Source organism: Salmonella sp. 32020114201800008SM, from assembly GCF_017572025.1.
In the GTDB taxonomy this organism is placed as follows: domain Bacteria; phylum Pseudomonadota; class Gammaproteobacteria; order Enterobacterales; family Enterobacteriaceae; genus Salmonella; species Salmonella enterica.
In genome coordinates this window covers 687,054-712,813 of the sequence record NZ_JAGEQM010000001.1, presented here as the reverse complement: position 1 = coordinate 712,813, position 25,760 = coordinate 687,054, and the positions used below count along the sequence as shown (strand labels likewise).

Sequence of the window (25,760 nt, the reverse complement as noted above, 5' to 3'; positions counted from 1 at the left end):
TGTTCTGGTACTGATATACTGGAACACGATACAGATTAATGAACACGTTCAATACATGAACAGTCCAGGAGAATTTTAAATGGCTGCCCTTAATTCGAAAGTCAAAAAAGCCGTTATCCCGGTCGCGGGATTGGGAACCAGGATGCTGCCAGCGACCAAAGCTATCCCGAAAGAGATGCTGCCGCTGGTTGATAAGCCATTAATTCAGTACGTCGTGAACGAATGTATCGCTGCTGGCATTACTGAAATCGTGCTTGTTACGCACTCGTCTAAAAACTCTATTGAAAACCACTTTGATACCAGTTTTGAGCTGGAAGCGATGCTGGAAAAACGCGTTAAGCGTCAGCTTCTGGAGGAGGTTCAGTCTATTTGCCCTCCGCATGTCACTATTATGCAGGTACGTCAAGGGCTGGCAAAAGGCCTGGGCCATGCCGTATTGTGCGCGCATCCCGTTGTCGGAAACGAACCTGTCGCTGTTATTCTGCCAGACGTTATTCTTGACGAATATGAGTCCGACCTGTCTCAGGATAACCTGGCTGAAATGATCCGCCGTTTCGACGAAACCGGCAATAGCCAGATTATGGTTGAGCCAGTAGAAGATGTGACCGCATACGGCGTGGTCGATTGTAAAGGCGTTGAGCTGGCGCCGGGCGAAAGTGTGCCGATGGTTGGCGTGGTTGAAAAACCAAAAGCGGATGTCGCGCCGTCTAACCTTGCGATTGTCGGGCGTTATGTGTTGAGCGCGGATATCTGGGCGTTGCTGGCGAAAACCCCTCCGGGCGCCGGGGATGAAATTCAGTTGACCGATGCTATCGATATGCTGATCGAAAAAGAAACGGTTGAAGCCTACCACATGAAGGGTAAAAGCCATGACTGTGGTAATAAGTTAGGATATATGCAGGCATTCGTTGAATATGGCATCCGTCATAATTCGCTGGGTGCTGAATTTAAAGCCTGGCTTGAAGAAGAAATGGGTATTAAGAAGTAACGATACGTTATAAATTTTTTAACAGAAGCGCTGGTAAATCCGGCGCTTTTTTATGCCTGGGGTCGTCAGCGGAGAACTCAGGCAAAAAAAATCCCGCCAGCGGCGGGATTTTAAGCATCCAGGAAGTAAATTATTCCTTGATCAGGAAATCTTCCAGTTGCTTACCTTGTTCTTCCATTGCTTTTTTGATTACAGCCGGTGTACGACCCTGGCCAGTCCAGGTTTTAGTTTCACCGTTTTCGTCAACGTAGCTATATTTAGCCGGACGAGCTGCGCGTTTAGCTTTGGTGCCGGATTTAGCGGCAGCCATGCTATTCAGCAGTTCATTCGGGTCAATGCCGTCGGCAATTAACATTTCACGATACTGTTGCAGTTTACGAGTGCGTTCTTCCACTTCAGCAGCAGCAGCGCTTTCTTCTTCACGACGCTCATTAACGACAACTTCTAATTTTTCCAGCATTTCTTCAAGCGTTTCCAGAGTACATTCTCTTGCCTGCGCACGAAGAGTACGGATGTTGTTCAGAATTTTAAGTGCTTCGCTCATTGTAGTAATCTCAAACTTATATTGGGGTGGTTTGTTGAGCTAATAATAGAGCGATAAATTCAGTTGTGCAATAGCCAGGAATGTAAGGAATTCAAAATTACGCTTTATTAAGCACACGTTTTAATTATCTCAACTTAAATTTTCCTTGAGGCGCCGCACAAAAAAGAGCTTATTGGCAGGGGGGATACTCACCGTCTGTCGCTAAAAATTTAGGAGTCAGGTCACATTTTATCATGATGAAATACGATCTCATTGCTGAGATATCAATCTCTTGTATTAGATTTCCTTACAAGAAAACCCTATTACTTTGCACCGGGTATGAGTAACGGTAACAATAAGTACAAGGTTTTCATATTGGCGGGTGATGATAAGCATTGTTGATGAATTTTAACGGCATAATTTGTGAAGGAATGTGTATATACCCTTCATACTTCAAGTTGCTTATGCGTTGGCTACGCTCGCTCACTCCAGTCACATAGTTATCTATGCTCCTGGGGACTCACTCCCTTGCCGCCTTTAAGCAACGCGAATTATTTTGGGTATAGTGAGCGATGTTTGTACAATTCTTAATACTCACCGGAGCGCGAGCCGCGCCGTCGCGTCGGTAAATTATGGTACAATCCCGCCAATCTTTATTTCACTCAGGTGAGGTCCTGCGACCAATGGCACAGCTATATTTCTACTATTCGGCAATGAATGCGGGTAAGTCGACTGCACTGCTGCAATCTTCATACAATTATCAGGAACGCGGGATGCGTACCGTCGTATATACGGCGGAAATCGACGATCGTTTCGGCGCAGGCAAAGTCAGCTCTCGTATCGGTTTGTCGTCGCCGGCAAAATTGTTTAACCAAAATACATCCTTGTTTGAAGAGATTCGTGCCGAGAGCGCGCGGCAGACAATACATTGCGTGTTAGTCGACGAAAGCCAGTTTTTGACTCGCCAGCAGGTTTATCAATTATCCGAGGTTGTCGACAAATTAGATATTCCAGTACTTTGCTATGGGCTACGAACAGACTTTCGTGGGGAGCTCTTTGTCGGCAGCCAATACTTGCTGGCATGGTCAGATAAGCTGGTGGAATTAAAAACTATCTGTTTCTGCGGTCGTAAAGCCAGTATGGTTCTGCGCCTTGATCAGGACGGCAGGCCTTATAACGAAGGCGAACAGGTGGTTATTGGCGGGAATGAACGCTACGTTTCAGTTTGCCGTAAGCATTATAAGGACGCGCTGGAGGAGGGCTCACTGACGGCGATTCAGGAGCGTCATCGGCACATATGATACCTGAGGTAAAGATCGGCTTATAAAACGCCCTGTAGCGCTTTGGAGGTCATTATTCAGGCCTCCTGACGAAGGGCGTGCCGTGAGCACGTAGGCCAGATGATCAGCATAGCGCCTTCAGGCATCAGATAAACAGGTAAAACAAAAAAACGGCCTCAATTGAGGCCGTTATTGTCATGCTAAAACAGATAACGAATTAAGCGGATTTTTTCGCTTTTTTCTCTGCTTTCGGTGCGGCAACGACGTCTTTCTTCGCTGCAACTTCACCTTCGGTGAAATCACGACCGTAGTAGGTATCCAGCAGAATCTGTTTCAGTTCGGAGATCAGTGGATAACGCGGGTTAGCGCCGGTGCACTGGTCATCGAAGGCATCTTCAGACAGTTTGTCAACGTGTGCCAGGAAGTCAGCTTCCTGTACGCCTGCTTCACGGATAGACTTAGGAATACCCAGCTCAGCTTTAATGCTTTCCAGCCATGCCAGCAGTTTTTCAATCTTAGCGGCGGTACGGTCGCCCGGCGCGCTCAGGCCCAGGTGGTCAGCAATTTCAGCGTAACGACGGCGTGCCTGCGGACGATCGTACTGGCTGAAAGCGGTCTGCTTGGTCGGGTTGTCATTCGCGTTGTAGCGGATAACGTTACAAATCAGCAGGGCGTTCGCCAGACCGTGCGGAATGTGGAACTGAGAGCCCAGTTTGTGCGCCATGGAGTGACATACACCGAGGAAGGCGTTGGCAAACGCGATACCGGCGATAGTCGCTGCACTGTGAACACGTTCACGCGCAACCGGGTTTTTAGACCCTTCGTGGTAAGACGCCGGCAGGTTTTCTTTCAGCAGTTTCAGAGCCTGCAGAGCCTGACCGTCAGAGAACTCAGAAGCCAGTACGGAAACGTAAGCTTCCAGGGCGTGAGTTACCGCATCCAGACCACCGAACGCACACAGGGACTTCGGCATATCCATCACCAGGTTGGCGTCGACAATCGCCATATCCGGGGTCAGGGCGTAGTCAGCCAGCGGATATTTCTGACCGGTTGCATCGTCGGTCACAACCGCAAACGGTGTGACTTCAGAACCGGTACCGGAAGTGGTGGTGACGGCGATCATTTTCGCTTTCACGCCCATTTTCGGGAACTTGTAGATACGTTTACGGATGTCCATAAAGCGCAGCGCCAGCTCTTCGAAGTGAGTTTCCGGATGTTCGTACATGACCCACATGATTTTCGCGGCGTCCATCGGGGAACCGCCGCCCAGCGCGATGATCACGTCTGGTTTGAAGGAGTTAGCCAGCTCAGCGCCTTTGCGAACAACGGAAAGCGTCGGGTCGGCTTCAACTTCGAAGAAGACTTCGGTTTCAACGCCAGCCGCTTTCAGCACAGAGGTGATCTGGTCTGCGTAGCCGTTGTTGAACAGGAAGCGGTCAGTCACGATGAGCGCACGTTTGTGGCCATCAGTAATCACTTCATCCAGCGCGATGGGCAGAGAGCCACGGCGGAAGTAGATAGATTTCGGAAGTTTGTGCCACAACATGTTTTCAGCTCGCTTAGCAACGGTTTTCTTGTTGATCAGGTGTTTCGGACCAACGTTTTCAGAGATGGAGTTACCACCCCAGGAACCACAACCCAACGTCAGGGAAGGTGCGAGTTTGAAGTTGTACAGGTCACCGATACCACCCTGAGAGGCCGGGGTGTTGATCAGGATACGCGCGGTTTTCATCATCTGACCGAAGTAAGCAACGCGTTCTGGCTGGTTATCCTGGTCAGTGTACAGGCAGGAGGTGTGACCGATACCGCCCATAGCGACCAGTTTTTCTGCTTTTTCTACCGCTTCTTCGAAATCTTTCGCACGATACATCGCCAGAGTCGGAGACAGTTTTTCGTGTGCGAACGGTTCGCTTTCGTCAACGACCGTAACTTCACCGATCAGAATCTTGGTGGTTTCTGGTACGGAGAAGCCTGCCAGTTCAGCGATTTTGTAGGCTGGCTGACCGACGATAGCGGCGTTCAGAGCGCCATTTTTCAGGATAATGTTTTGAACCGCTTTCAGCTCCTGGCCCTGCAGCATGTAGCCGCCGTGGCTGGCGAAACGTTCGCGAACGGCATCATAGACGGAATCAACAACGACAACAGACTGTTCAGAAGCACAGATTACGCCGTTATCGAAGGTTTTAGACATCAGAACAGACGCCACAGCGCGTTTGATATCAGCGGTTTCATCAATGACAACCGGGGTGTTACCTGCGCCTACGCCGATTGCCGGTTTACCGGAGCTGTATGCAGCTTTAACCATGCCTGGACCGCCAGTGGCGAGGATCAGGTTAATATCCGGGTGGTGCATCAGCGCATTAGACAGTTCTACGGAAGGTTGATCGATCCAGCCAATCAGATCTTTCGGCGCGCCGGCAGCGATAGCCGCTTGCAGAACGATGTCTGCCGCTTTGTTGGTTGCTTCTTTAGCACGCGGATGCGGAGAAAAGATGATGGCGTTACGGGTCTTCAGGCTAATCAGCGATTTGAAGATCGCGGTAGAGGTTGGGTTAGTGGTTGGAACGATACCGCAAATAATGCCGATAGGTTCAGCAATGGTGATGGTCCCGAAGGTGTCGTCTTCAGACAGCACGCCGCAGGTTTTTTCATCTTTATAGGCATTGTAAATATATTCAGAAGCGAAGTGGTTTTTAATCACTTTGTCTTCGATGATACCCATACCGGATTCGGCGACGGCCATTTTGGCCAGCGGAATGCGGGCATCAGCGGCTGCCAGAGCGGCGGCGCGGAAGATTTTGTCGACCTGTTCTTGAGTGAAACTGGCATATTCACGCTGGGCTTTTTTTACACGCTCTACGAGTGCGTTAAGTTCAGCGACATTAGTAACAGCCATAATGCTCTCCTGATAATGTTAAACTTTTTTAGTAAATCATCTGCGCGATACGTGAGTATAGACAGATCGACGATACTTTGTATAAATGCCTGAAATTCAGGTGGTTACTTAACGTCCGTTTCGCTCTGATTTACTAAAAGAGCTTCTGCGTTAGTATCATTTAACTCTAACGCGTTACGTCCAGGTGGCGTAAGCAAGATTACTCACTTCTGAGTAGCGATTGTGTGATCTAAATCAAGATTACGCAAAGCTGACACCTTTCAGCAGGCCATTTTAGCCTTTTATGTAAATTGTTAAGAGATCGTTGTCATGAAGAGTAAGTGGATTAGCATAACGAGTACATATAAATAACAGCGATGAATGGATGAAATTAGGTGTAGATAAGAGGTGAACTATGCGAATAAAAGGCGTATCTTCTGCGCGTTTTGATCATTAACGAACATTGACTTCATCCGGCTAACGCTTCGGAGCTAACCGTGATTCAACCGCTTTTTGATTTTCCTGTTTACTTTAAGTTCTTTATCGGGCTCTTTGCGCTGGTTAACCCGGTGGGGATTATCCCCGTTTTCATCAGCATGACCAGCTACCAGACGGCCACGGCGCGTAATAAAACTAACCTCACCGCGAATCTGTCGGTTGCGATTATCTTGTGGAGTTCCTTATTCCTCGGCGATGGCATCCTGCAGCTGTTTGGTATTTCTATTGACTCGTTCAGAATTGCGGGCGGTATCCTGGTTGTCACCATTGCAATGTCGATGATCAGCGGGAAGCTGGGGGAAGATAAACAAAACAAGCAAGAAAAGTCAGAGACGGCCATACGCGAGAGCATTGGCGTTGTGCCGTTAGCGCTGCCGTTAATGGCGGGGCCAGGGGCGATTAGCTCCACTATCGTCTGGGGGACGCGTTATCACAGCATCGCGCATTTGCTTGGCTTTTCAGTTGCCATTGCGCTTTTTGCGCTTTGCTGCTGGGGCGTGTTCCGTATGGCGCCGTGGCTGGTTCGTTTGCTGGGGCAAACCGGTATCAACGTTATTACCCGAATCATGGGGTTGTTGTTAATGGCGCTCGGCATCGAATTTATTGTCACAGGAATAAAAGGCATTTTCCCCGGCTTGCTCAACTAAACTCCCACCTGTTGATTTACAGGCGGCGCCCTAAGGGGGCCGCCTTGTGACATTCCCAGTGACATTCCCAGTGACATTCCCACGTAACACTTCTTACTTTGATAAGCATTCAGCGTTTTAATGATAAAAAATACTAATATAATCTAACGATATTTATTTTTATTAATCAAACTATTATCAACATTACTGAGTCCGTGAGAAGCGGTAGGTCTGTTATTTTATTCACACCATACTCTGGGGCTTGATGAAGGATTATTGAAATGTTATTAGTTGTTTCAGCTCCATCGTAGATGAATGTGCTAAATAATGAGCATTTGTTAAATTTGTGTGTGTTTTCTGGCGCAGGTATATCCTACGATGTGACAGCGAGACGACTTTCTTTCAACTTATTGATTATAAAGAACAAATTAAAGCTTTTTAACATTCCTTAACTGTTTTTCTGGGCAGGAAATTTTCCATAAAAGAGAATTGGTTAACAAAATTGTAAAATGAATTGGCGGTTCAGAAACGCATTTGATACTTTTCGGCCAAACATTTTGCAGAAGATTTCACATTGTTGATAACTATTTTCATTTAGATGGTTGTCAGAAATAACATGCGACGTGGGCAGGTACGTCGTATACCGAATCGACGAAAGGCGATCGAACGAATCGTCAGAATAAATAAAGTCGGTGATAGCAAAAGCAGTGACAGACCTGGCAGTACACCACCAGTGCTGTACAGGAGCCCTGACGGGATTAAACAGGCTGGTAAAAACCAGTAATTATAATGAGTGGAGTACAAACACAATGTCTAACATCACGAAAAAAAGTTTAATTGCAGCGGGAATACTCACTGCGCTCATCGCCGCCAGCGCCGCGACTGCGGCAGACGTGCCCGCCGGTGTTCAGTTAGCCGACAAGCAAACGTTGGTACGTAATAATGGATCAGAAGTGCAGTCTCTCGACCCGCATAAAATTGAAGGCGTGCCGGAATCGAACGTCAGCCGTGATCTCTTTGAAGGCTTATTAATTAGTGATGTCGAGGGGCATCCTTCACCGGGCGTCGCGGAAAAATGGGAGAATAAAGATTTTAAAGTCTGGACATTCCATCTACGTGAAAATGCGAAATGGTCAGATGGTACGCCCGTCACCGCCCATGATTTCGTTTATAGCTGGCAACGCCTGGCCGATCCTAATACGGCATCGCCGTACGCCAGCTATCTGCAATACGGTCATATCGCTAATATCGATGACATTATCGCCGGTAAAAAACCCGCCACCGATCTGGGGGTAAAAGCGCTTGATGATCACACCTTTGAAGTGACCTTAAGTGAGCCGGTGCCTTATTTCTACAAATTGTTGGTCCACCCTTCAGTGTCTCCTGTACCGAAATCAGCGGTCGAAAAATTTGGCGATAAATGGACGCAACCGGCCAATATTGTCACTAACGGCGCTTATAAGTTAAAAAACTGGGTGGTGAACGAACGTATCGTGCTGGAGCGTAACCCGCAATACTGGGATAACGCCAAAACCGTCATCAATCAGGTAACTTATTTGCCGATCTCTTCGGAGGTGACGGATGTCAACCGCTACCGCAGCGGCGAGATCGATATGACTTATAACAATATGCCGATCGAATTATTCCAGAAACTGAAAAAAGAGATCCCGAATGAAGTCCGCGTAGACCCTTATTTGTGTACCTATTATTACGAAATTAATAATCAAAAAGCGCCGTTTAACGATGTCCGCGTGCGTACCGCGCTGAAACTGGCGTTAGATCGCGACATTATTGTTAATAAGGTTAAAAATCAGGGCGATTTACCCGCTTATAGCTACACGCCGCCGTATACCGATGGCGCAAAACTGGTAGAGCCTGAGTGGTTCAAATGGTCCCAGCAAAAGCGTAATGAAGAAGCGAAGAAATTGTTGGCTGAAGCCGGCTTTACGGCGGATAAGCCCTTAACATTCGACCTGCTGTATAACACCTCCGATCTGCATAAAAAACTGGCCATTGCCGTGGCGTCTATCTGGAAGAAAAATCTGGGCGTCAATGTGAATCTGGAGAATCAGGAATGGAAAACCTTCCTGGATACCCGTCATCAGGGCACCTTTGATGTTGCCAGAGCCGGGTGGTGCGCAGATTATAATGAACCGACCTCGTTCCTGAATACCATGTTGTCCGACAGTTCAAATAACACCGCGCATTATAAGAGCCCGGCGTTTGATAAGCTGATTGCCGACACGCTGAAAGTGGCGGACGATACGCAACGCAGCGAACTCTACGCTAAAGCGGAGCAGCAGTTAGATAAAGACTCGGCTATTGTGCCGGTGTATTACTACGTTAACGCGCGCCTGGTGAAACCCTGGGTGGGCGGGTATACCGGTAAAGACCCGCTGGATAATATTTATGTGAAAAACTTATATATTATCAAACATTAATGGCAAGACATGGGACAACTGCGGTTGTCCCATGGTGTCTTTTTTCATCGCACTATAACTTTCCCTGGCGGATCTGTTTGTCACGTCCGGGAAGTAAAGGCACAGGCCAGAAGGTACGGGCAATGTTGAAATTTATTCTACGCCGCTGTCTGGAAGCGATTCCGACGCTGTTTATTCTTATTACCATCTCTTTCTTTATGATGCGCCTCGCGCCGGGTAGCCCTTTTACTGGCGAGCGCGCATTGCCGCCGGAAGTGCTGGCCAATATTGAAGCAAAATATCATCTGAACGATCCCATCATGACGCAGTACTTCAGCTACCTGAAGCAGCTGGCGCATGGCGATTTTGGACCATCGTTTAAATACAAAGATTACACGGTCAACGATCTGGTTGCCGCCAGCTTCCCCGTTTCGGCGAAACTTGGCGCTGCCGCTTTTTTGCTGGCGGTCATTATTGGTGTCAGTGCTGGCGTGATTGCCGCGCTAAAGCAAAATACGCGATGGGATTATACGGTGATGGGATTTGCCATGACCGGCGTCGTTATCCCCAGTTTTGTGGTAGCGCCGCTACTGGTGATGGTCTTTGCAATAACCTTGCAATGGCTGCCTGGCGGCGGCTGGAACGGCGGGGCGTTAAAATTTATGATCCTGCCGATGGTCGCGCTTTCACTGGCCTATATTGCCAGCATCGCTCGTATTACGCGCGGCTCAATGATTGAAGTTCTGCATTCGAACTTTATTCGTACCGCGCGGGCAAAAGGATTACCGATGCGCAGAATCATCTTCCGCCATGCGTTAAAACCTGCGCTGCTGCCGGTTTTATCCTATATGGGGCCAGCCTTTGTCGGCATTATTACCGGCTCAATGGTGATTGAAACTATTTATGGCTTACCGGGCATTGGGCAGCTTTTCGTTAATGGCGCGCTCAACCGCGATTACTCGCTGGTGTTAAGTTTGACCATTCTAGTCGGGGCGCTGACCATATTATTTAACGCCATTGTCGATGTGCTCTATGCCGTTATCGACCCGAAAATTCGCTATTGATACTGGAGCTCGCGATGATGTTAAGTAAGAAAAACAGCGAGACGCTGGAAAATTTCAGTGAAAAGCTGGAGGTGGAAGGTCGCAGCCTTTGGCAAGATGCCCGCCGACGCTTTATGCATAACCGTGCGGCGGTGGCCAGTCTTATTGTCCTGTTTCTGATAGCCCTGTTCGTGACAGTGGCGCCTATGCTGTCGCAATTTACCTATTTCGATACCGACTGGGGCATGATGTCCAGCGCGCCGGATATGGCGTCCGGCCACTATTTCGGCACTGACTCTTCCGGGCGCGATCTGTTGGTGCGCGTTGCCATCGGCGGGCGTATCTCATTGATGGTCGGGATTGCCGCCGCGCTGGTGGCGGTCATTGTCGGAACGCTGTATGGCTCGCTGTCCGGGTATCTGGGCGGCAAAATTGATTCTGTGATGATGCGGTTGTTGGAGATCCTCAACTCGTTCCCGTTTATGTTCTTTGTGATTTTGCTGGTGACGTTTTTTGGGCAGAACATTCTGTTGATTTTCGTCGCCATCGGCATGGTCTCCTGGCTTGATATGGCGCGTATCGTGCGTGGCCAAACCCTAAGTCTTAAACGTAAAGAATTCATCGAAGCCGCGCAGGTGGGTGGTGTGTCGACTGCCAGCATTGTGATCCGCCATATTGTGCCTAACGTCCTGGGCGTAGTGGTAGTGTATGCATCGTTGCTGGTGCCCAGCATGATTCTGTTTGAGTCTTTCCTCAGTTTCCTGGGGCTTGGGACGCAGGAACCGTTAAGCAGTTGGGGAGCGTTATTGAGCGATGGCGCAAATTCAATGGAAGTCTCACCGTGGCTGCTGCTGTTTCCGGCTGGCTTTCTCGTGGTGACGTTATTCTGTTTTAACTTTATTGGCGATGGCCTGCGTGATGCCCTCGACCCGAAAGATCGTTAAGGAGTACAGCCATGAGCTTATCAGAAACCGCAACTCAGGCGCCGCAACCGGCGAATGTACTGCTGGAGGTAAACGATCTTCGTGTTACGTTCGCTACGCCTGATGGCGATGTGACGGCGGTCAACGATCTGAACTTTACGCTTCGCGCTGGAGAAACGTTAGGTATTGTTGGCGAGTCTGGATCGGGGAAATCGCAAACGGCGTTCGCATTAATGGGACTGCTGGCGACGAATGGTCGAATCGGCGGTTCCGCGACCTTTAACGGACGTGAAATTCTTAATCTACCTGAGCGCGAACTGAATACGCTGCGCGCAGAACAGATTTCGATGATTTTTCAGGACCCGATGACCTCGCTAAATCCTTATATGCGCGTTGGGGAGCAGTTAATGGAAGTCCTGATGCTGCATAAAGGAATGAGCAAATCGGAAGCTTTTGAAGAGTCCGTCAGAATGCTGGATGCCGTAAAAATGCCGGAAGCGCGCAAACGGATGAAAATGTACCCGCACGAATTTTCCGGCGGAATGCGTCAACGTGTGATGATTGCGATGGCGCTGTTGTGCAGGCCGAAACTGCTTATTGCCGATGAGCCTACCACCGCGCTTGATGTTACCGTGCAGGCGCAGATTATGACCTTGCTTAATGAGCTAAAGCGCGAATTTAATACCGCCATTATCATGATTACCCACGATCTGGGCGTGGTCGCGGGTATTTGCGATAAGGTCCTGGTAATGTATGCCGGGCGTACCATGGAATACGGTAAGGCGCGCGATGTCTTTTATCAGCCCGTTCATCCGTATTCGATAGGCCTGCTTAATGCGGTGCCGCGTCTGGATAGCGAGGGGGCGGAAATGCTGACGATTCCGGGCAATCCTCCCAATTTATTGCGTTTGCCTAAAGGGTGTCCGTTCCAGCCGCGTTGTCCTCATGCGATGGAGATCTGCAATAATGCGCCGCCACTTGAAGCGTTTAGTCCTGGTCGCTTGCGCGCCTGTTTTAAACCGGTGGAGGAACTGCTATGAATGCTGTGATTGAACAACGTAAAGTTCTCCTCGAAATCGCCGATCTGAAAGTACATTTTGATATCAAAGAAGGGAAGCAGTGGTTCTGGCAACCGCCGAAAACCCTGAAAGCGGTGGACGGCGTTACGCTACGCCTGTATGAAGGCGAAACGCTGGGCGTGGTGGGCGAATCCGGCTGCGGCAAGTCGACGTTTGCGCGCGCCATTATTGGTCTGGTGAAGGCGACAGATGGTAAAGTCGCCTGGCTGGGAAAAGATCTGTTGGGCATGAAAGCGGATGAGTGGCGCGAGGTGCGCAGCGATATCCAGATGATTTTCCAGGACCCGCTGGCGTCACTCAACCCGCGAATGACGATTGGCGAAATTATCGCTGAACCGCTGCGCACTTATCATCCTAAGCTTTCGCGCCAGGACGTGCGTGACCGCGTGAAAGCCATGATGCTGAAAGTGGGGCTGCTGCCGAATCTCATCAACCGTTATCCCCATGAATTTTCCGGGGGACAGTGCCAGCGCATCGGTATCGCCCGGGCGTTGATCCTGGAACCTAAGCTCATTATTTGCGATGAGCCGGTGTCGGCGCTGGACGTTTCTATTCAGGCGCAGGTGGTGAATTTGCTTCAGCAGTTACAGCGAGAGATGGGGCTGTCGTTGATTTTTATTGCGCACGATCTGGCGGTCGTAAAGCACATATCCGATCGTGTCCTGGTGATGTATCTCGGTCATGCGGTAGAATTGGGCACCTATGATGAGGTGTACCATAATCCACTGCATCCTTATACCAAAGCGCTGATGTCGGCGGTACCGATTCCCGATCCCGATCTGGAGCGAAATAAGAAGATACAATTGCTGGAGGGCGAATTACCTTCGCCCATTAACCCGCCTTCCGGCTGCGTGTTCCGTACACGCTGTCCGCTAGCCGGGCCAGAATGCGCGCAAACGCGACCGGTGTTGGAAGGGAGTTTTCGCCATGCCGTTTCCTGCCTTAAAGTAGACCCGTTATAATCGCAAGGGCTGACAATTCGTCAGCCCTTCTTTTAGGTGAGGTTACCGTGTCACTTTCTTTGTCGTCGGTTCGCCGTCGTCTTTATCATAATCTGTTCGATTTGACTACGCGCTCAGGTCGCCGTTTTGAAGGGTTATGCGCGCTGTTTGCGCTGCTTAGCGTACTGGTCATTTTTGTTGAATCAGGCGTAGGAACGGAATATCACCTGACATTTGATGAATGGCATATTTTTGTCTGGCTGGAGCTCTGCGTTACCCTGATATTTACCGGTGAATACTTGCTCAGACTGTTTAGCTGGCCCGAACCGGCAAAATACGTTTTTAGTTTCTGGGGATTTATTGATCTGGTGACGATTTTGCCGCTGTACGTCATGTGGCTGTGGCCGGAAATTAGCCTGAACTATATGTTTGCCTGGCGTGCTATGCGAGCGATTCGCGTGCTGCGTATTCTTAAACTGCTACGCTTTATGCCATCCCTGCGCGTATTCTGGAGCGCCATTATTAGCGCGCGTCATCAGCTTATTCTGTTCTATTCATTTATTGCGATCGTGATGATTATTTTCGGTGCCCTGATGTATCTTATTGAAGGACCGAAATATGGCTTCACGACGCTTAATGCCTCGGTGTATTGGGCGATAGTGACAGTCACAACCGTGGGGTACGGTGATATTACGCCGCATACGCCGCTGGGACGTATTGTCGCGTCGGTGCTTATTTTGATTGGTTATTCGGTGATTGCGATTCCTACAGGACTGATTACCACGCACATGAGCAGCGCGTTTCAAAAACGTCACTGGCAGCGAAAATGTCCGCAGTGCCAGCAAAGCCAGCATGAACATAGCGCGCAATATTGTAACCGATGCGGCAGTAAGCTACCGGATTAAACAGGTTTGCCGGAGGGCGCAATCAGACGCCATCCGGCCTGAACCGCTTATTCGCGCCAGAGAATATGGCACAGCTTGTGGTCCTTTTCCCGGCACAGCAGAACGCGGGCAAAAATGTCGTTAATTTCGCCGTCTTCGGTATCCGCCAGGCCAATCACCACCTCGGCAAAAAAGTCTGGATTCAGGTCAAAATCGACGTGCTCTTGCCAGTCTTCAGCGGGATCAAACAACTCCGCGCCGCCGCGCTCCTCGAATTGCAAATTGAACAGAATGATATCAGCCGGATCAAGATTATCCGCCGCCAGCTCAAGAAAAATATCGTAAGCCTGCTCAAGCGTTTCGTCTTCAGTCAGGCGATTGTTCAGATCCATTTCCATAGTGACTACCTGTTTACTCATGTTGGTCACGTTTTACAGCAATGGACTAAAGAAGTAAAACAATCGCTCGGTAATACGCTGCCATAACGGACGTTTTACCCACAAACGCGCATCTAACAGGCGGGAGCGCGAAATATAATCGTCCTGTACCGCAGCCAGATCGGCGCCGAAACCCGTATCATCAATGACCAGCGTAATCTCGAAATTAAGCCACAGGCTACGCATGTCGAGATTCACGGTACCGACCAGGCTCAGTTCACCATCGACCAGCACGCTTTTAGTATGTAACAGCCCGCCTTCGAACTGATAGATTTTCACGCCCGCCGCCAGTAACTCACTAAAAAAGGCGCGACTGGCCCAGCCGACGAGCAGTGAATCGTTTTTGCGAGGCAGGATAATACTGACATCCACGCCGCGCTGCGCAGCGGTACAAATAGCGTGCAGCAGATCGTCGCTGGGGACGAAATATGGCGTGGTCATAATTAAATATTCGCGCGCAGCATAGGTGGCGGTTAATAGTGCCTGGTGAATGAGATCTTCCGGAAAACCAGGACCGGAAGCAATGGTATGAATGGTATGCCCGCTGGCCTGCTCAAACGGCATAATATTCACATCCGGCGGGGGAGGCAGAATGCGTTTACCCGTCTCGATTTCCCAATCGCAGGAGTAAACAATCCCCATTGCTGTCGCCACGGGGCCCTCCATCCGCGCCATCAAATCGACCCATTGCCCAACGCCGGCATCCTGTTTGAAAAAACGCGGGTCCACCATATTCATACTGCCGGTATAGGCGATGTAATTGTCAATCATCACCATTTTACGGTGCTGGCGAAGATCCATACGGCGTAAAAAGACGCGCATCAGATTCACCTTCAGCGCTTCTACGACTTCAATGCCAGCGTTACGCATCATGGCCGCCCAGGGACTGCGGAAGAAAGCGACGCTACCCGCGGAATCCAGCATAAGCCGGCAGTGGATGCCGCGGCGGGCGGCGGCCATTAACGATTCAGCGACCTGATCCGCCATGCCGCCTGGCTGCCAGATGTAAAACACCATTTCGATATTATGCCGCGCCAGTTGGATATCGCGAATAAGCGCCTGCATGACATCATCGGAGTCGGTAAGCAATTGCAACTGGTTGCCTTTGACGCCCGCAATCCCCTGACGTCGTTCGCACAGCTTAAACAAGGACGATGCGACGCTACTGTTTTCTTGCGCGAAAATGTGTTTGCAGGCTTTGAGGTCATTCAACCATTTGGCGGTAGACGGCCACATGGCGCGGGCACGCTCGGCGCGACGTTTGCCTAAATGCAATTCGCCCACGGACAAATAGGCGATGATCCCGACCAGCGGAAGGATATAGATGATTAACAACCAGGCCATTGCGGAGGGAACTGCGCGCCGTTTCATTAGAATACGTAATGTGACGCCGGCAATGAGAACCCAGTATCCCAAAATGACCAGCCAACTCACCACGGTGTAGAAGGTTGTCATAACTTTAAAAATCCTTTAGAAAGCGTGTTGTTAAGAGTTTACGCGTCAGGATTCACATGGCAAATAAAAACACGGGAAAAGCGCTGGTCTGCATCCGGCGAGGGGGTATAATGGCGCTTCTGTTACAGTGAGAGTCGTAAACATGAAGCGTAGTAGAACGGAAGTGGGGCGCTGGCGAATGCTACGTCAGGCGAGCCGCCGTAAAGCGCGTTGGCTTGAAGGGCAATCACGCCGTAATATGCGTATCCATACTATCAGGAAATGCATCTTTAATCGTCAGCGTAATTCATTACTCTTTGCGATTCACGGTGTGTGAGCCAGAAAGGGCACCGTATGCGGTGCCCAACAGGCCATCCTTTTCAAAAGATCTTCTTATACGGTTTGACCGAAACCTGTGCATAGACGCCCGCTGCGACGTAGGGATCCGCATCAGCCCAGGATTGCGCTGCTTCTAAAGATTCAAATTCAGCAATGACCGTTGACCCGGTAAATCCGGCTACCCCAGGATCGTTACTGTCCACTGCGGGCATCGGCCCGGCAGTTAATAATCGCCCTTCATCATGCAGAAGTTGCAGGCGCGCCAGATGCGCGGGCCGTACCGAGAGGCGTTTTTCAAGCGAGTTGGCATTGTCCTGAGCGTAAATAACATACAGCACGGGTAGAGCTCCTTAATCGGTAAAAGTTGCTGATTACGTTATTGGAAAGGGCATTTAACTGCAATGTAAAGATACCGACTTTGTTAAACATGCACATTTTGTGTGGTGTTTTTGCGCGATATCATCTTTTAAATGCCGCTATCGGCAATGCCTTATTGAATATGATTGCTATTTGCATTTAAAATTCAGCTCTGGTTTTTCAACTGAAACGATTATGACTTCAATGACCCTTGATTTACCTCGTCGCTTTCCCTGGCCGACACTCCTTTCCGTAGGCATTCATGGTGCTGTAGTGGCAGGTTTGCTCTATACCTCGGTACATCAGGTTATTGAATTGCCTGCGCCAGCGCAGCCTATCACGGTGACAATGGTTTCACCCGCCGACCTGGAGCCGCCCCAGGCGGTTCAGCCGCCGCCGGAGCCGGTGGTTGAACCCGAACCGGAGCCAGAGCCGATCCCTGAACCGCCTAAAGAAGCGCCCGTGGTGATTGAGAAACCCAAACCTAAGCCAAAACCCAAGCCAAAACCGAAACCGGTGAAAAAGGTTGAAGAGCAGCCGAAGCGCGAAGTCAAACCGGCTGCGCCGCGTCCTGCCTCACCGTTTGAAAATAGCGCCCCGGCGCGGCCAACAAGCAGCACCGCGTCGGCGACCAGCAAGCCGGCGGTGAGCGTGCCCACGGGACCTCGCGCTCTGAGCCGTAACCAGCCGCAGTATCCGGCGCGAGCACAGGCGTTACGTATTGAAGGCCGCGTAAAGGTGAAGTTTGATGTGACCTCTGCTGGGCGAGTGGAAAATGTACAGATTCTATCCGCGCAGCCAGCCAATATGTTTGAGCGTGAAGTTAAGAATGCGATGCGAAAATGGCGCTATGAAGCAGGCAAGCCGGGTTCCGGGCTGGTGGTCAATATTATCTTCCGTCTGAACGGTACGGCGCAGATTGAGTAATCTCTGGCGCCGCCAGCCAGGAATATACCATCACCTGCTGGCGGCGTAAGCGGGTATACTTAACCCTGAACCGGGAGCGGGCGAGGTTTACCGTCCGGATCGACGGCAACATAAATAAACAGCGCCTCGGTGGCCTTGTAGCGCTGCCCAATCGGTTCTGACGCGACTTTTTTCACCCAGACTTCAATATTTATGCTAATAGACGTCGTACCGCGTTTAACGCAGCGCGCGTAGCAGCATACGACATCGCCAACCGCGACGGGACGCAGAAATGTCATTCCTTCCACGCGTACGGTTACAACCCGACCGTGCGCGATCTCTTTGGCCAGTATCGCGCCGCCAATATCCATTTGCGACATCAGCCAGCCGCCAAAAATATCGCCGTTCGCATTGGTATCGGCAGGCATGGCCAATGTACGTAAAACCAGCTCGCCCTGAGGAGTATTATCCATTGTTGTCATTGTAAAACCGACTATCAGAAAAAATTACAGCCGCGATGCTACTATGAATTTTGTGTGGAGAATAGTGGGAATAAAAGTACTGACGGGAAAGCGCAGGGCGTAAAGGCGGAGAAAATATCGCCAGGCGTTCGCAGTCTGGCGATGATAAGTCACGGGAGGGTTATGATTTATCTTCCTGTGGCAGATGCCGGTAGATATAGACGCCGCTCAGCAGGGTAAAAATGAGCGTCAGCGCCGTGAGTCCAAAGACCTTAAAGTTGACCCAGATATTTTGCGGCAACCAGAAGGCGATATAAATGTTAGCCAGACCGCACGCAATAAAAAACAGCGCCCACGCCAGGTTCAGCTTTGACCAGACCTGCTGCGGCAACGCCAGTTCTTTACCTAACATACGTTGGATTAACGGTTTTTTCATCACCCACTGGCTTATTAACAGCGCGCCGGCGAACAGCGCATAAATAACCGTCACCTTCCATTTAATAAATTCATCGTTATGGAAGAAGAGCGTCAGACCGCCGAAGACGGCAACCAGAACAAAGGTAATCAGCGCCATCTTCTCTATTTTCCGATAGCGCACCCAGCTATAAATCAGCACGATTGCCGTCGCGACAATCAGTGCGGAGGTCGCCGCATAGATGTCATAAAGTTTATAAAACGCAAAAAAGACAACCAGCGGTAAAAAATCCAGAAACTGCTTCATTCTTCGATTCCATCATCAACGAGCGTCGAATGCGCCGCGTAACGGCGCATTGCGGATTATTGGCGAATCAACATATACAGGCGGAATAAGTAGATAAGCAATACTGCGGAAATCAGATTGCTCAACGTATTCGCCAGTACAGCGCCTACATTTGGGGTCAGTACAGCGAAGCTGGGCGCGAACAGCAATAGCAATGTTTTAGCCAGTAACCAGCCTATCACCGCGGGCGCGACCAGTCTCATGTTAGCCCAGGCTAAACGCATACTGCTGCGCATTGCGGCAAACACGCCCATTTTCTCTTCAACCAACATCACTGGCGCAAGCGCCAGCACAATGGCCATAATAATCCCCGGAACGACAATCAGCATTATACCGATTTGCACTAACAGGGTAGTCAGAAAAATGAGAATAAACAGTTTAGGCAATGCAGGGGCGCTGGCGCCGATAGCGCGCAGCGCGCTAACCCGATGTCCCGCTGAAACTAACTGAATCATCAGGATGATACCGCCGGCCAGAATAGCGTTGCCGATAAGCCCGGAAAACGTCGAGGCGGCAGAGGCGCGCAACAGGATCTGCTGCTGCTCTGGCGTCATATTTTGTACCAGCTCAAACAGGCCAGCGCTGCCTGCCAGATGTTCTCCTTCACTGAGTTGCGCGATTTGCGCATCGCTGGGTGAAAAGGCATGACCTAAGACCACCGTGATAAATGCGCACAGCAACGAAACCAGCAAGATAGTAATAAATTGATTTCGGAAAAAATTTCCGGCGTCACGGTAAACGGACTTCGCCGTGATAGACATGCACTCTCCTTGAGTTTTGCAGGTGTTAATTTGCGGGCAATTGTACCCTGGATAACTCTACAGTGGCAGCATCAGCAGTTGTATGGAAAAGCATATCTTTGTAAAGCGGCGGTAATCCGTATCGCGCGCGGGCGCGATTGCACGCCTCATTCACTTCGCCTCCTTCGCCCGATATCGAAAATTCGCGACAGGTTGAAGGGCGGTTTTCATAAATAGCGCAACTGACGTTTTCACCCGGCGTGCCAATTAGCGCTTTACAGTGCGGCTGTTTTTGGTTGGTACCGGCCATACAACGTAAAAAAGGAGTAACAGGCTCGGTTAATGATGCCGGAACGCGTCCGCTGGCGTCGTCGCCTTCCGCCCAATAAAAGGAGACACGAAAATAGGCACAACAGGCACCGCATGTCATGCATGGGTTAAGAACGCTCATGATTCACCTGCAAAAAACTCACGTATCAATAGATTACAACGGAAATTAATCTGTCCCGCAGTGTTCGCGAATCTTAACGCCACGCGCCATTGCGGGACATTGATTACCTTAGCCAGCCTTTATCGCCAGGGCAACAGGAGCAGACAAATATTTGCATAGCGTGAATATGTCAAAATTGATCTGAATTCCTATAACCAGGATTTTCAATACAAGTTCTAAATTAATCTGGATCAATAAATGTTAAATTATAAGAACAAATGTGATCTGTGTTAGATCACTTATTACTTCATTGTGGGTATATTCATCACGCTTTTATAACCATAACGATGGAGCGGGTATGAAAAAATTTACAGTGGCGGCACTGGCGTTAACAACTCTTCTCTCAGGCAGCGCGTTCGCGCACGAAGCCGGAGAATTCTTTATGCGTGCAGGTCCGGCAACCGTCAGACCTACAGAAGGGGCGGGTGGTACGCTGGGGCATTTAAACGGGTTTGATGTGAGTAATAACACGCAACTCGGCCTGACATTCACTTACATGGCGACGGACAATATCGGGGTTGAATTGCTGGCGGCCACGCCGTTCCGCCATAAGGTGGGTACGGGCGCGACGGGTGATATCGCCACGGTTCACCTGTTACCGCCAACGTTAATGGCGCAGTGGTACTTCGGCGATTCCAGCAGCAAAGTGCGTCCTTATGTCGGCGTGGGGGTGAACTACACCACCTTCTTCGATAACGACTTTAACGATAATGGTAAAAATGCCGGGCTGTCCGATCTGAGCTTTAAGGATTCCTGGGGCGCGGCAGGGCAAGTTGGGGTAGATTACCTGATTAACCGCGACTGGTTAATTGGCGCCTCTGTCTGGTACATGGATATTGATACTACCGCCAATTATAAAATGGGCGGCGTTCAGCATCATGACAGCGTGCGTCTGGACCCATGGGTATTTATGTTCTCGGCAGGCTATCGTTTCTAATCGCGTGATGTTGTGACGAAAAAAGACCCCGCCAGGCGGGGTCAAAAAAGGACATGACACACGGATTTTACTTGTCGGAACTCACTTGTCTTCTTTCGGTTCGCCGCAGCCTAGTTCTGCGCCAGTGAGAGGATCAACGGTGGGGTCCGATTTCGTTCTTTCTGCCATCGCTTTGAGCAGCGCCATCTGCTCGCGCGGCAATTTCACTGTCGCCAGGCCATCGCCGCCATCAACAGCAGGCATCGGTTCTGCGACATAGTTGAAGTTCTCATCGCTATTCCAGCTACCTCGCGGATCGTCGCCTTGCGACATGTTGTAGTACACGTCGGTATACTGTTCTACCGGCGGTAATTTACCCGGCGGGAAGTTGTTACGAATCGAATACAGCGCCTTTTCAAAAGAGAGCTGGTGCGCGACTTCACGGGTCATTAAGAAACTGAGCGTGTCTTTTACGCCAGGATCGTCGGTCAGGTTAATCAGGCGTTCATAAATAATCTTCGCTCGCGCCTCTGCCGCGATGTTTGAGCGTAGATCGGCTGTGACTTCGCCGATAGTATCAATATAAGCCGCAGTCCACGGTACGCCGCCGGAGTTCGTCAACGCAGGGCCGCCGCCATACAGCAGAGAGGTGATATGGCTGTCATTACCATTCTGCGTCAACGAGCGATAAAGTTCCGCTTCGCTTTCGATGCCTTCCGCCAGCTCGCCTTTAGCGCCTTTATTAAGCATTCCTACCAGTGAGCCGATAATTTCCAGATGACTCAGCTCCTCGGTGGCGATGTCCATTAACATCTCTCTACGACCGGCATCATCATCGCTTAAACCTTGCGTGAAGTAGCGGCAGGCGGCCGCCAGTTCGCCCTGCGGGCCGCCAAACTGTTCCAGCAGCAGGTTCGCTAATCCAGGATTAGGTTCGCTCACTCGCACAGTATATTGAAGTTGTTTTACGTGTCGAAACATATTGCCTCCTGCTTATTATTTATTTTTTGGCTTCAACGCCATCTGCTTCAGATCGCAGTAAAAATTGTTCCGTTGTCTGCGGAATATGTTTGATCAGCCAGTCAGCCATTTGCATTTCTTCTTTCAGAATGGCTTCAATCGTCGGAATTGAGGCAGTGTCGCCAGCTTTTTTTGCCGCCGCCAGCAGGGAGGTATAACAAGCAATTTCGAACTGCTCGAAAACATAACCGCTAATTGAGCCTTTGACAATTTCATCGGAAGGGAACATGCCACCGATAGATTGCCCCATTGCTGCCATTTTACTCATGGAGTCTTTCAACACCGAACGGGAAATGCCATTACGGTCCAATACTTCTTCGAGCATGGTAATTTGATGTTTGGTTTCACTAATATGTTGTTCAATTCTGGCTTTTATATCAGGATAATTTTCAATACGGCTGGCCATAGATTCAAGCATCGATTCTGCCTGTTTTTCCATGGCATGGGCGTCACGAAGCCAGTCATGATAATGTTCAGTATAATTCATTTTACATTCCTCAATGCGTGATAATCTGCTCCGATAATAAAATCGGAATCATGCAAGCTGATAATTAAAAATATTATTTCGATTTGCGTTCAGCACTTTTATTAACATTGCTGACTGCTAAATCGGTAAGTTTTAAATCAGTTTGTTTTTCCTCGTCGAGGGTTTCTTTGAGCAGTTTTAATGCCTTGCTATAGCCGAGCTGCTCGGCCAGGGTGGCTAGCGTGCCGTAGCTGGCGATTTCGTAATGCTCGACTTTTTGCGCCGCGGCGATAAGCGCTGCATCGCGTACTTCGTTTTTCTCCGTACTTTCGATGACTTCATTGGCTTCTTCGATCAGCCCTTCCATAGCGACGCATTTCATTCTTTTCAGTTTAATGCCAGATTCAGATTCGACGATCTGATCAATACGTTCAATCTGACCCTGGGTTTCTTCAAGATGAGATTGAAAGGCCTGGCTTAATTTTTCATTGGACGTGGCTCTGGCTAGTTTAGAAAGAGCCTTGGTTAATTGTTTTTCTGCACTATAGGTATCTGAAAGTAGATGGATAAAAAGGTCTTCAACGGTTTTGATATTCATAAATCTAATTCTCCTGGGCAAAATACTGCGAGCCAGAAGACTCGCAGATTGCTTGATAAAAGCATGTGTTGTATTTACATTACAGTAAATCAGGAATTATCGGATTTACGTCCGCCGTGACTATTCTGACCACCTTTTTTACCGGCTTCAGAAGCTCGTTGCGGATCGTTTTTGAAATTCCCGCCGCTATGCTGACCGCCTTTGCGGCCCGCTTCAGATGCTTTTTCACGATTCTCGGCGAAATTTCCTGAACCACCACGATGTTCGGCCATATTATTTCTCCTGTCTCGTTGCTTGCTGAAAAAATCGGTTTTAACCGTGTCGACACCCTATTAAAATTAGTTGGTTAAACCGATTAGTCAAATTGACGGAAATAGTTGTGATTTACCGCGTAAATAACGCACAAAAAATGGTTTAGAGATAATATATTCTATATTTTCTTTTAGAATAAGCGATTTAACAGAAAATGCTTTGCATTGTTATTAATAACAAGCGTCACTATCTGCAGCCATAGAAACGTTAATGCATTGTTTGTTGACATTTCTTTACATAAAGGCGGGGGAAATTGACGTGAAAACGCTAAATTTTTCGGCGTGATTAGGAGTTTTCTTAGCAAAAATTGACTTCAGACTTTTTGAAAGCTGGACGGGGAATAACACCAAAAAGATTGATGATGTACGTCTGAATCGTGATTCTGGTTCGGCGCCAGCCACTCATTAAGCCGCCAGCGTTATGCTGACGGCTTAACCCGTTATGCGCGGCTGGCGGCTTTCATGGCTGAGACAAAGGACCTGAGCTCCGCCAACATCTGTTCGGGAGACGCGAGGTTTTTCTCGATAATCTTGACAATGGCTGAGCCGGAGATAGCGCCAGCCGCCCCGGCACGCACGGCCGCAGACACCTGTTCCGGCGAGGAGATACCGAAGCCCTGTAACGCAGGCGCGGCATGGTACTCTTTAAGCTTCTCAATGAGATGATGCAACGGCAATGCGCCACGGTTTTCTGCGCCGGTGACGCCCGAACGCGAAAGCAGGTAGGTGTAACCGCGGCCGTAAGATGCGACCTGGCGCAGAAGATCGTCATCCGCATTTGGCGGGCAGATGAAGATCGGCGCGATATTATGCCGTAACGCCGCCTGGCGGAAGGGGGCCGACTCTTCAACCGGGACATCTGCGACCAGCACGGAATCTACGCCAACCTGTTCACAACGGGCATAGAACGCATCTATGCCGTTATTGAATACCAGATTCGCGTACATTAGCAGGCCAATCGGAATGGTTGGGTGTTTTTCACGAATCAGCGCCAGCATTTCAAAACACTGAGCCGGCGTGACGCCAGCGGCGAAGGCGCGTAAGTTCGCATTCTGGATGGTAGGGCCATCGGCCAGAGGATCGGAGAAGGGAACCCCCAGCTCCAGAGCGTCGGCGCCAGCGTCAATCAGTGTGTCGATAATTTTCAGTGACTGTTCAATGCCAGGGTCGCCCAGAGTCACGAAGGGGACAAAAGCGCCTTCCCGGCGATCGTTGAGCTGTGTAAATAACTTTTCGTAGCGTTCCATCAGATTTCCCCTCGCGCTTTCAGGATATCGTGTACGGTAAAGATGTCTTTATCTCCGCGGCCAGAGAGATTGACCACCAGCAGTTGCTCTTTTTCCGGCTGCTCGCGCATCATTTTCAGAGCGTGCGCCAACGCGTGGGAGGATTCCAGCGCCGGGATAATTCCCTCATGGCGGCACAACGTTTTGAAGGCTTCCAGCGCCTCATCATCGGTAATGGAGACATAATCCGCGCGTCCGATGCTGTTCAGGTACGCATGTTGCGGCCCAACGGATGGGAAATCGAGCCCGGCGGAAATGGAATAGGACTCTTCAATTTGCCCGTCCGCTGTTTGCATCATCGGCGCTTTCATCCCGAAATAGATGCCAACGCGACCATGTTTAAGCGGCGCGCCATGCTCGCCGGTTTCAATACCGTGACCGCCAGGTTCAACGCCTATTAGCCCGACGCTGGTATCATTAATAAAATCCGCAAACATCCCGATAGCGTTTGAGCCGCCACCGACGCAAGCGATAACGGCATCTGGCAGACGGCCCTCTTTGTCGAGGATTTGCGCTTTCGTCTCTTCGCCAATCATGCGCTGGAACTCGCGAACGATGGTGGGATAGGGATGCGGTCCTGCCGCCGTGCCGAGCATATAGTGCGCGGTTTCGTAACTACCGGACCAGTCGCGCAGCGCCTCGTTACAGGCATCTTTTAGCGTAGCGGAGCCGCTATGAACCGGGATGACCTCAGCGCCCATCAGACGCATACGGAAGACGTTCGGCGACTGGCGCTCAACGTCTTTGGCGCCCATATAGATACGGCATTTCAGACCCAGCAGGGCGCTGGCGAGCGCAGAGGCGACGCCGTGCTGACCGGCGCCGGTTTCAGCGATAATCTCGCTTTTACCCATCCGTTTGGCCAGCAGCGCCTGACCCAGTACCTGATTGGTTTTGTGCGCGCCGCCGTGCAGTAAATCTTCGCGCTTTAAATACAACGTGGTACGCGTACCGGCGGTAATGTTCTGGCATTTCGTCAGCGCGGTGGGGCGTCCCGCGTAGTTTTTTAGCAGATCGGCGAATTGCGCCTGAAATTCAGGATCTTTTTGCGCGCTGACGAAGGCCTCTTCAAGCTGGTTCAGCGCAGGCATCAGGATCTGCGGCACATACATGCCGCCGAATTCACCAAAGTAGGGGTTGAGAAGTGTTGTCATGTTTT

At 50.0% G+C, this 25,760-nt stretch carries 27 protein-coding genes; 12 read left to right on the top strand and 15 right to left on the bottom strand.

The window, feature by feature from the left end; all coding sequences use genetic code 11:
- The first annotated feature begins 79 nt into the window (after nt 1-79).
- Nucleotides 80-988, top strand: coding sequence for a UTP--glucose-1-phosphate uridylyltransferase GalU (gene galU / locus J4613_RS03570; protein WP_000729450.1), 909 nt, complete (start codon nt 80-82; stop codon nt 986-988).
- A 130-nt stretch (nt 989-1,118) separates the two neighbouring features.
- Here galU and hns read toward each other — a convergent pair whose 3' ends face one another.
- Nucleotides 1,119-1,532, bottom strand: coding sequence for a histone-like nucleoid-structuring protein H-NS (gene hns, locus J4613_RS03565; protein ID WP_001287383.1), 414 nt, complete (start codon nt 1,530-1,532; stop codon nt 1,119-1,121).
- A 662-nt stretch (nt 1,533-2,194) separates the two neighbouring features.
- Between hns and tdk the strand changes: the two genes are divergently transcribed.
- The gene (gene tdk, locus J4613_RS03560) at nt 2,195-2,812 is read left to right on the top strand and encodes a thymidine kinase (protein WP_000068097.1); all 618 of its coding nucleotides are present in this window, start codon (nt 2,195-2,197) and stop codon (nt 2,810-2,812) included.
- Between the two features lie 196 nt (nt 2,813-3,008).
- Here tdk and adhE read toward each other — a convergent pair whose 3' ends face one another.
- Nucleotides 3,009-5,687, bottom strand: a complete 2,679-nt coding sequence (gene adhE / locus J4613_RS03555) for a bifunctional acetaldehyde-CoA/alcohol dehydrogenase (RefSeq protein WP_208293647.1) — start codon at nt 5,685-5,687, stop codon at nt 3,009-3,011.
- A gap of 476 nt (nt 5,688-6,163) precedes the next feature.
- Here adhE and J4613_RS03550 point away from each other — a divergent pair, with 476 nt between their 5' ends.
- The 7 genes from J4613_RS03550 to J4613_RS03520 all read left to right on the top strand — a co-directional run bounded on the left by J4613_RS03550 (nt 6,164) and on the right by J4613_RS03520 (nt 14,101).
- Nucleotides 6,164-6,811, top strand: coding sequence for a YchE family NAAT transporter (locus J4613_RS03550; RefSeq protein WP_000615840.1), 648 nt, complete (start codon nt 6,164-6,166; stop codon nt 6,809-6,811).
- Between the two features lie 788 nt (nt 6,812-7,599).
- Nucleotides 7,600-9,231, top strand: coding sequence for an oligopeptide ABC transporter substrate-binding protein OppA (oppA, locus tag J4613_RS03545; RefSeq protein WP_001521098.1), 1,632 nt, complete (start codon nt 7,600-7,602; stop codon nt 9,229-9,231).
- A 122-nt stretch (nt 9,232-9,353) separates the two neighbouring features.
- On the top strand, nt 9,354-10,274 hold the full coding sequence (gene oppB, locus J4613_RS03540) for an oligopeptide ABC transporter permease OppB (RefSeq protein ID WP_000911097.1): 921 nt from the start codon (nt 9,354-9,356) through the stop codon (nt 10,272-10,274).
- A gap of 14 nt (nt 10,275-10,288) precedes the next feature.
- Nucleotides 10,289-11,197 carry an oligopeptide ABC transporter permease OppC gene (oppC, locus tag J4613_RS03535; protein WP_000979653.1) on the top strand — a complete coding sequence of 303 codons (909 nt, stop codon included), beginning with the start codon at nt 10,289-10,291 and terminating at the stop codon, nt 11,195-11,197.
- Between the two features lie 11 nt (nt 11,198-11,208).
- On the top strand, nt 11,209-12,216 hold the full coding sequence (locus J4613_RS03530) for an ABC transporter ATP-binding protein (RefSeq protein ID WP_111742334.1): 1,008 nt from the start codon (nt 11,209-11,211) through the stop codon (nt 12,214-12,216).
- Nucleotides 12,213-13,217, top strand: coding sequence for a murein tripeptide/oligopeptide ABC transporter ATP-binding protein OppF (gene oppF / locus J4613_RS03525; protein ID WP_000994698.1), 1,005 nt, complete (start codon nt 12,213-12,215; stop codon nt 13,215-13,217). Before J4613_RS03530 ends, oppF begins: the two co-directional genes overlap by 4 nt.
- Nucleotides 13,218-13,264: 47 nt before the next feature.
- Nucleotides 13,265-14,101 carry an ion transporter gene (locus J4613_RS03520; RefSeq protein ID WP_000059074.1) on the top strand — a complete coding sequence of 279 codons (837 nt, stop codon included), beginning with the start codon at nt 13,265-13,267 and terminating at the stop codon, nt 14,099-14,101.
- 47 nt (nt 14,102-14,148) lie between these two features.
- Here J4613_RS03520 and J4613_RS03515 read toward each other — a convergent pair whose 3' ends face one another.
- Both J4613_RS03515 and cls read right to left on the bottom strand, forming a co-directional pair.
- Nucleotides 14,149-14,478 carry an HI1450 family dsDNA-mimic protein gene (locus tag J4613_RS03515; protein WP_000425070.1) on the bottom strand — a complete coding sequence of 110 codons (330 nt, stop codon included), beginning with the start codon at nt 14,476-14,478 and terminating at the stop codon, nt 14,149-14,151.
- Nucleotides 14,479-14,511: 33 nt separating this feature from the next.
- Nucleotides 14,512-15,972 (bottom strand): cardiolipin synthase, encoded by a 1,461-nt coding sequence (gene cls, locus J4613_RS03510; RefSeq protein ID WP_000206886.1) that lies wholly within the window; start codon nt 15,970-15,972, stop codon nt 14,512-14,514.
- A gap of 142 nt (nt 15,973-16,114) precedes the next feature.
- Between cls and J4613_RS03505 the strand changes: the two genes are divergently transcribed.
- Entirely contained in the window at nt 16,115-16,288 is a 174-nt protein-coding gene (locus J4613_RS03505; protein WP_001531561.1) for a YciY family protein, read from the top strand.
- A 43-nt stretch (nt 16,289-16,331) separates the two neighbouring features.
- Here J4613_RS03505 and J4613_RS03500 read toward each other — a convergent pair whose 3' ends face one another.
- Nucleotides 16,332-16,628 carry a YciI family protein gene (locus J4613_RS03500; protein WP_000967605.1) on the bottom strand — a complete coding sequence of 99 codons (297 nt, stop codon included), beginning with the start codon at nt 16,626-16,628 and terminating at the stop codon, nt 16,332-16,334.
- A 223-nt stretch (nt 16,629-16,851) separates the two neighbouring features.
- Here J4613_RS03500 and tonB point away from each other — a divergent pair, with 223 nt between their 5' ends.
- The gene (gene tonB, locus J4613_RS03495) at nt 16,852-17,574 is read left to right on the top strand and encodes a TonB system transport protein TonB (RefSeq protein WP_001517937.1); all 723 of its coding nucleotides are present in this window, start codon (nt 16,852-16,854) and stop codon (nt 17,572-17,574) included.
- Between the two features lie 59 nt (nt 17,575-17,633).
- On the opposite strand, the gene yciA is transcribed toward tonB, so the two are convergent.
- From yciA to J4613_RS03475, 4 genes are all read right to left on the bottom strand, one after another.
- The gene (gene yciA, locus J4613_RS03490; protein WP_000210317.1) at nt 17,634-18,035 is read right to left on the bottom strand and encodes an acyl-CoA thioester hydrolase YciA; all 402 of its coding nucleotides are present in this window, start codon (nt 18,033-18,035) and stop codon (nt 17,634-17,636) included.
- 160 nt (nt 18,036-18,195) lie between these two features.
- The gene (locus J4613_RS03485) at nt 18,196-18,735 is read right to left on the bottom strand and encodes a septation protein A (protein ID WP_000808682.1); all 540 of its coding nucleotides are present in this window, start codon (nt 18,733-18,735) and stop codon (nt 18,196-18,198) included.
- A gap of 56 nt (nt 18,736-18,791) precedes the next feature.
- Entirely contained in the window at nt 18,792-19,535 is a 744-nt protein-coding gene (locus J4613_RS03480) for a YciC family protein (RefSeq protein ID WP_000028507.1), read from the bottom strand.
- Nucleotides 19,536-19,560: 25 nt separating this feature from the next.
- Nucleotides 19,561-19,965, bottom strand: a complete 405-nt coding sequence (locus J4613_RS03475; protein WP_000114955.1) for a YkgJ family cysteine cluster protein — start codon at nt 19,963-19,965, stop codon at nt 19,561-19,563.
- 337 nt (nt 19,966-20,302) lie between these two features.
- Between J4613_RS03475 and ompW the strand changes: the two genes are divergently transcribed.
- Nucleotides 20,303-20,941, top strand: coding sequence for an outer membrane protein OmpW (ompW, locus tag J4613_RS03470; protein WP_000714799.1), 639 nt, complete (start codon nt 20,303-20,305; stop codon nt 20,939-20,941).
- A gap of 81 nt (nt 20,942-21,022) precedes the next feature.
- Here the strand turns inward: ompW and J4613_RS03465 are convergent, their stop codons facing one another.
- From J4613_RS03465 to trpB, 6 genes are all read right to left on the bottom strand, one after another.
- A complete protein-coding gene (locus tag J4613_RS03465; protein ID WP_000488346.1) occupies nt 21,023-21,901 on the bottom strand; it encodes a manganese catalase family protein in 879 nt (292 codons plus the stop codon).
- Between the two features lie 19 nt (nt 21,902-21,920).
- Nucleotides 21,921-22,427 (bottom strand): ferritin-like domain-containing protein, encoded by a 507-nt coding sequence (locus J4613_RS03460; RefSeq protein ID WP_001109977.1) that lies wholly within the window; start codon nt 22,425-22,427, stop codon nt 21,921-21,923.
- Nucleotides 22,428-22,500: 73 nt separating this feature from the next.
- A complete protein-coding gene (locus J4613_RS03455; RefSeq protein WP_001022826.1) occupies nt 22,501-23,004 on the bottom strand; it encodes a ferritin-like domain-containing protein in 504 nt (167 codons plus the stop codon).
- Between the two features lie 89 nt (nt 23,005-23,093).
- Nucleotides 23,094-23,276 (bottom strand): general stress protein, encoded by a 183-nt coding sequence (locus J4613_RS03450; protein ID WP_000807657.1) that lies wholly within the window; start codon nt 23,274-23,276, stop codon nt 23,094-23,096.
- Nucleotides 23,277-23,755: 479 nt separating this feature from the next.
- Nucleotides 23,756-24,562, bottom strand: a complete 807-nt coding sequence (gene trpA, locus J4613_RS03445) for a tryptophan synthase subunit alpha (protein ID WP_058145069.1) — start codon at nt 24,560-24,562, stop codon at nt 23,756-23,758.
- Nucleotides 24,562-25,755 carry a tryptophan synthase subunit beta gene (gene trpB, locus J4613_RS03440; protein ID WP_000209485.1) on the bottom strand — a complete coding sequence of 398 codons (1,194 nt, stop codon included), beginning with the start codon at nt 25,753-25,755 and terminating at the stop codon, nt 24,562-24,564. Before trpB ends, trpA begins: the two co-directional genes overlap by 1 nt.
- Nucleotides 25,756-25,760 lie beyond the last annotated feature (5 nt).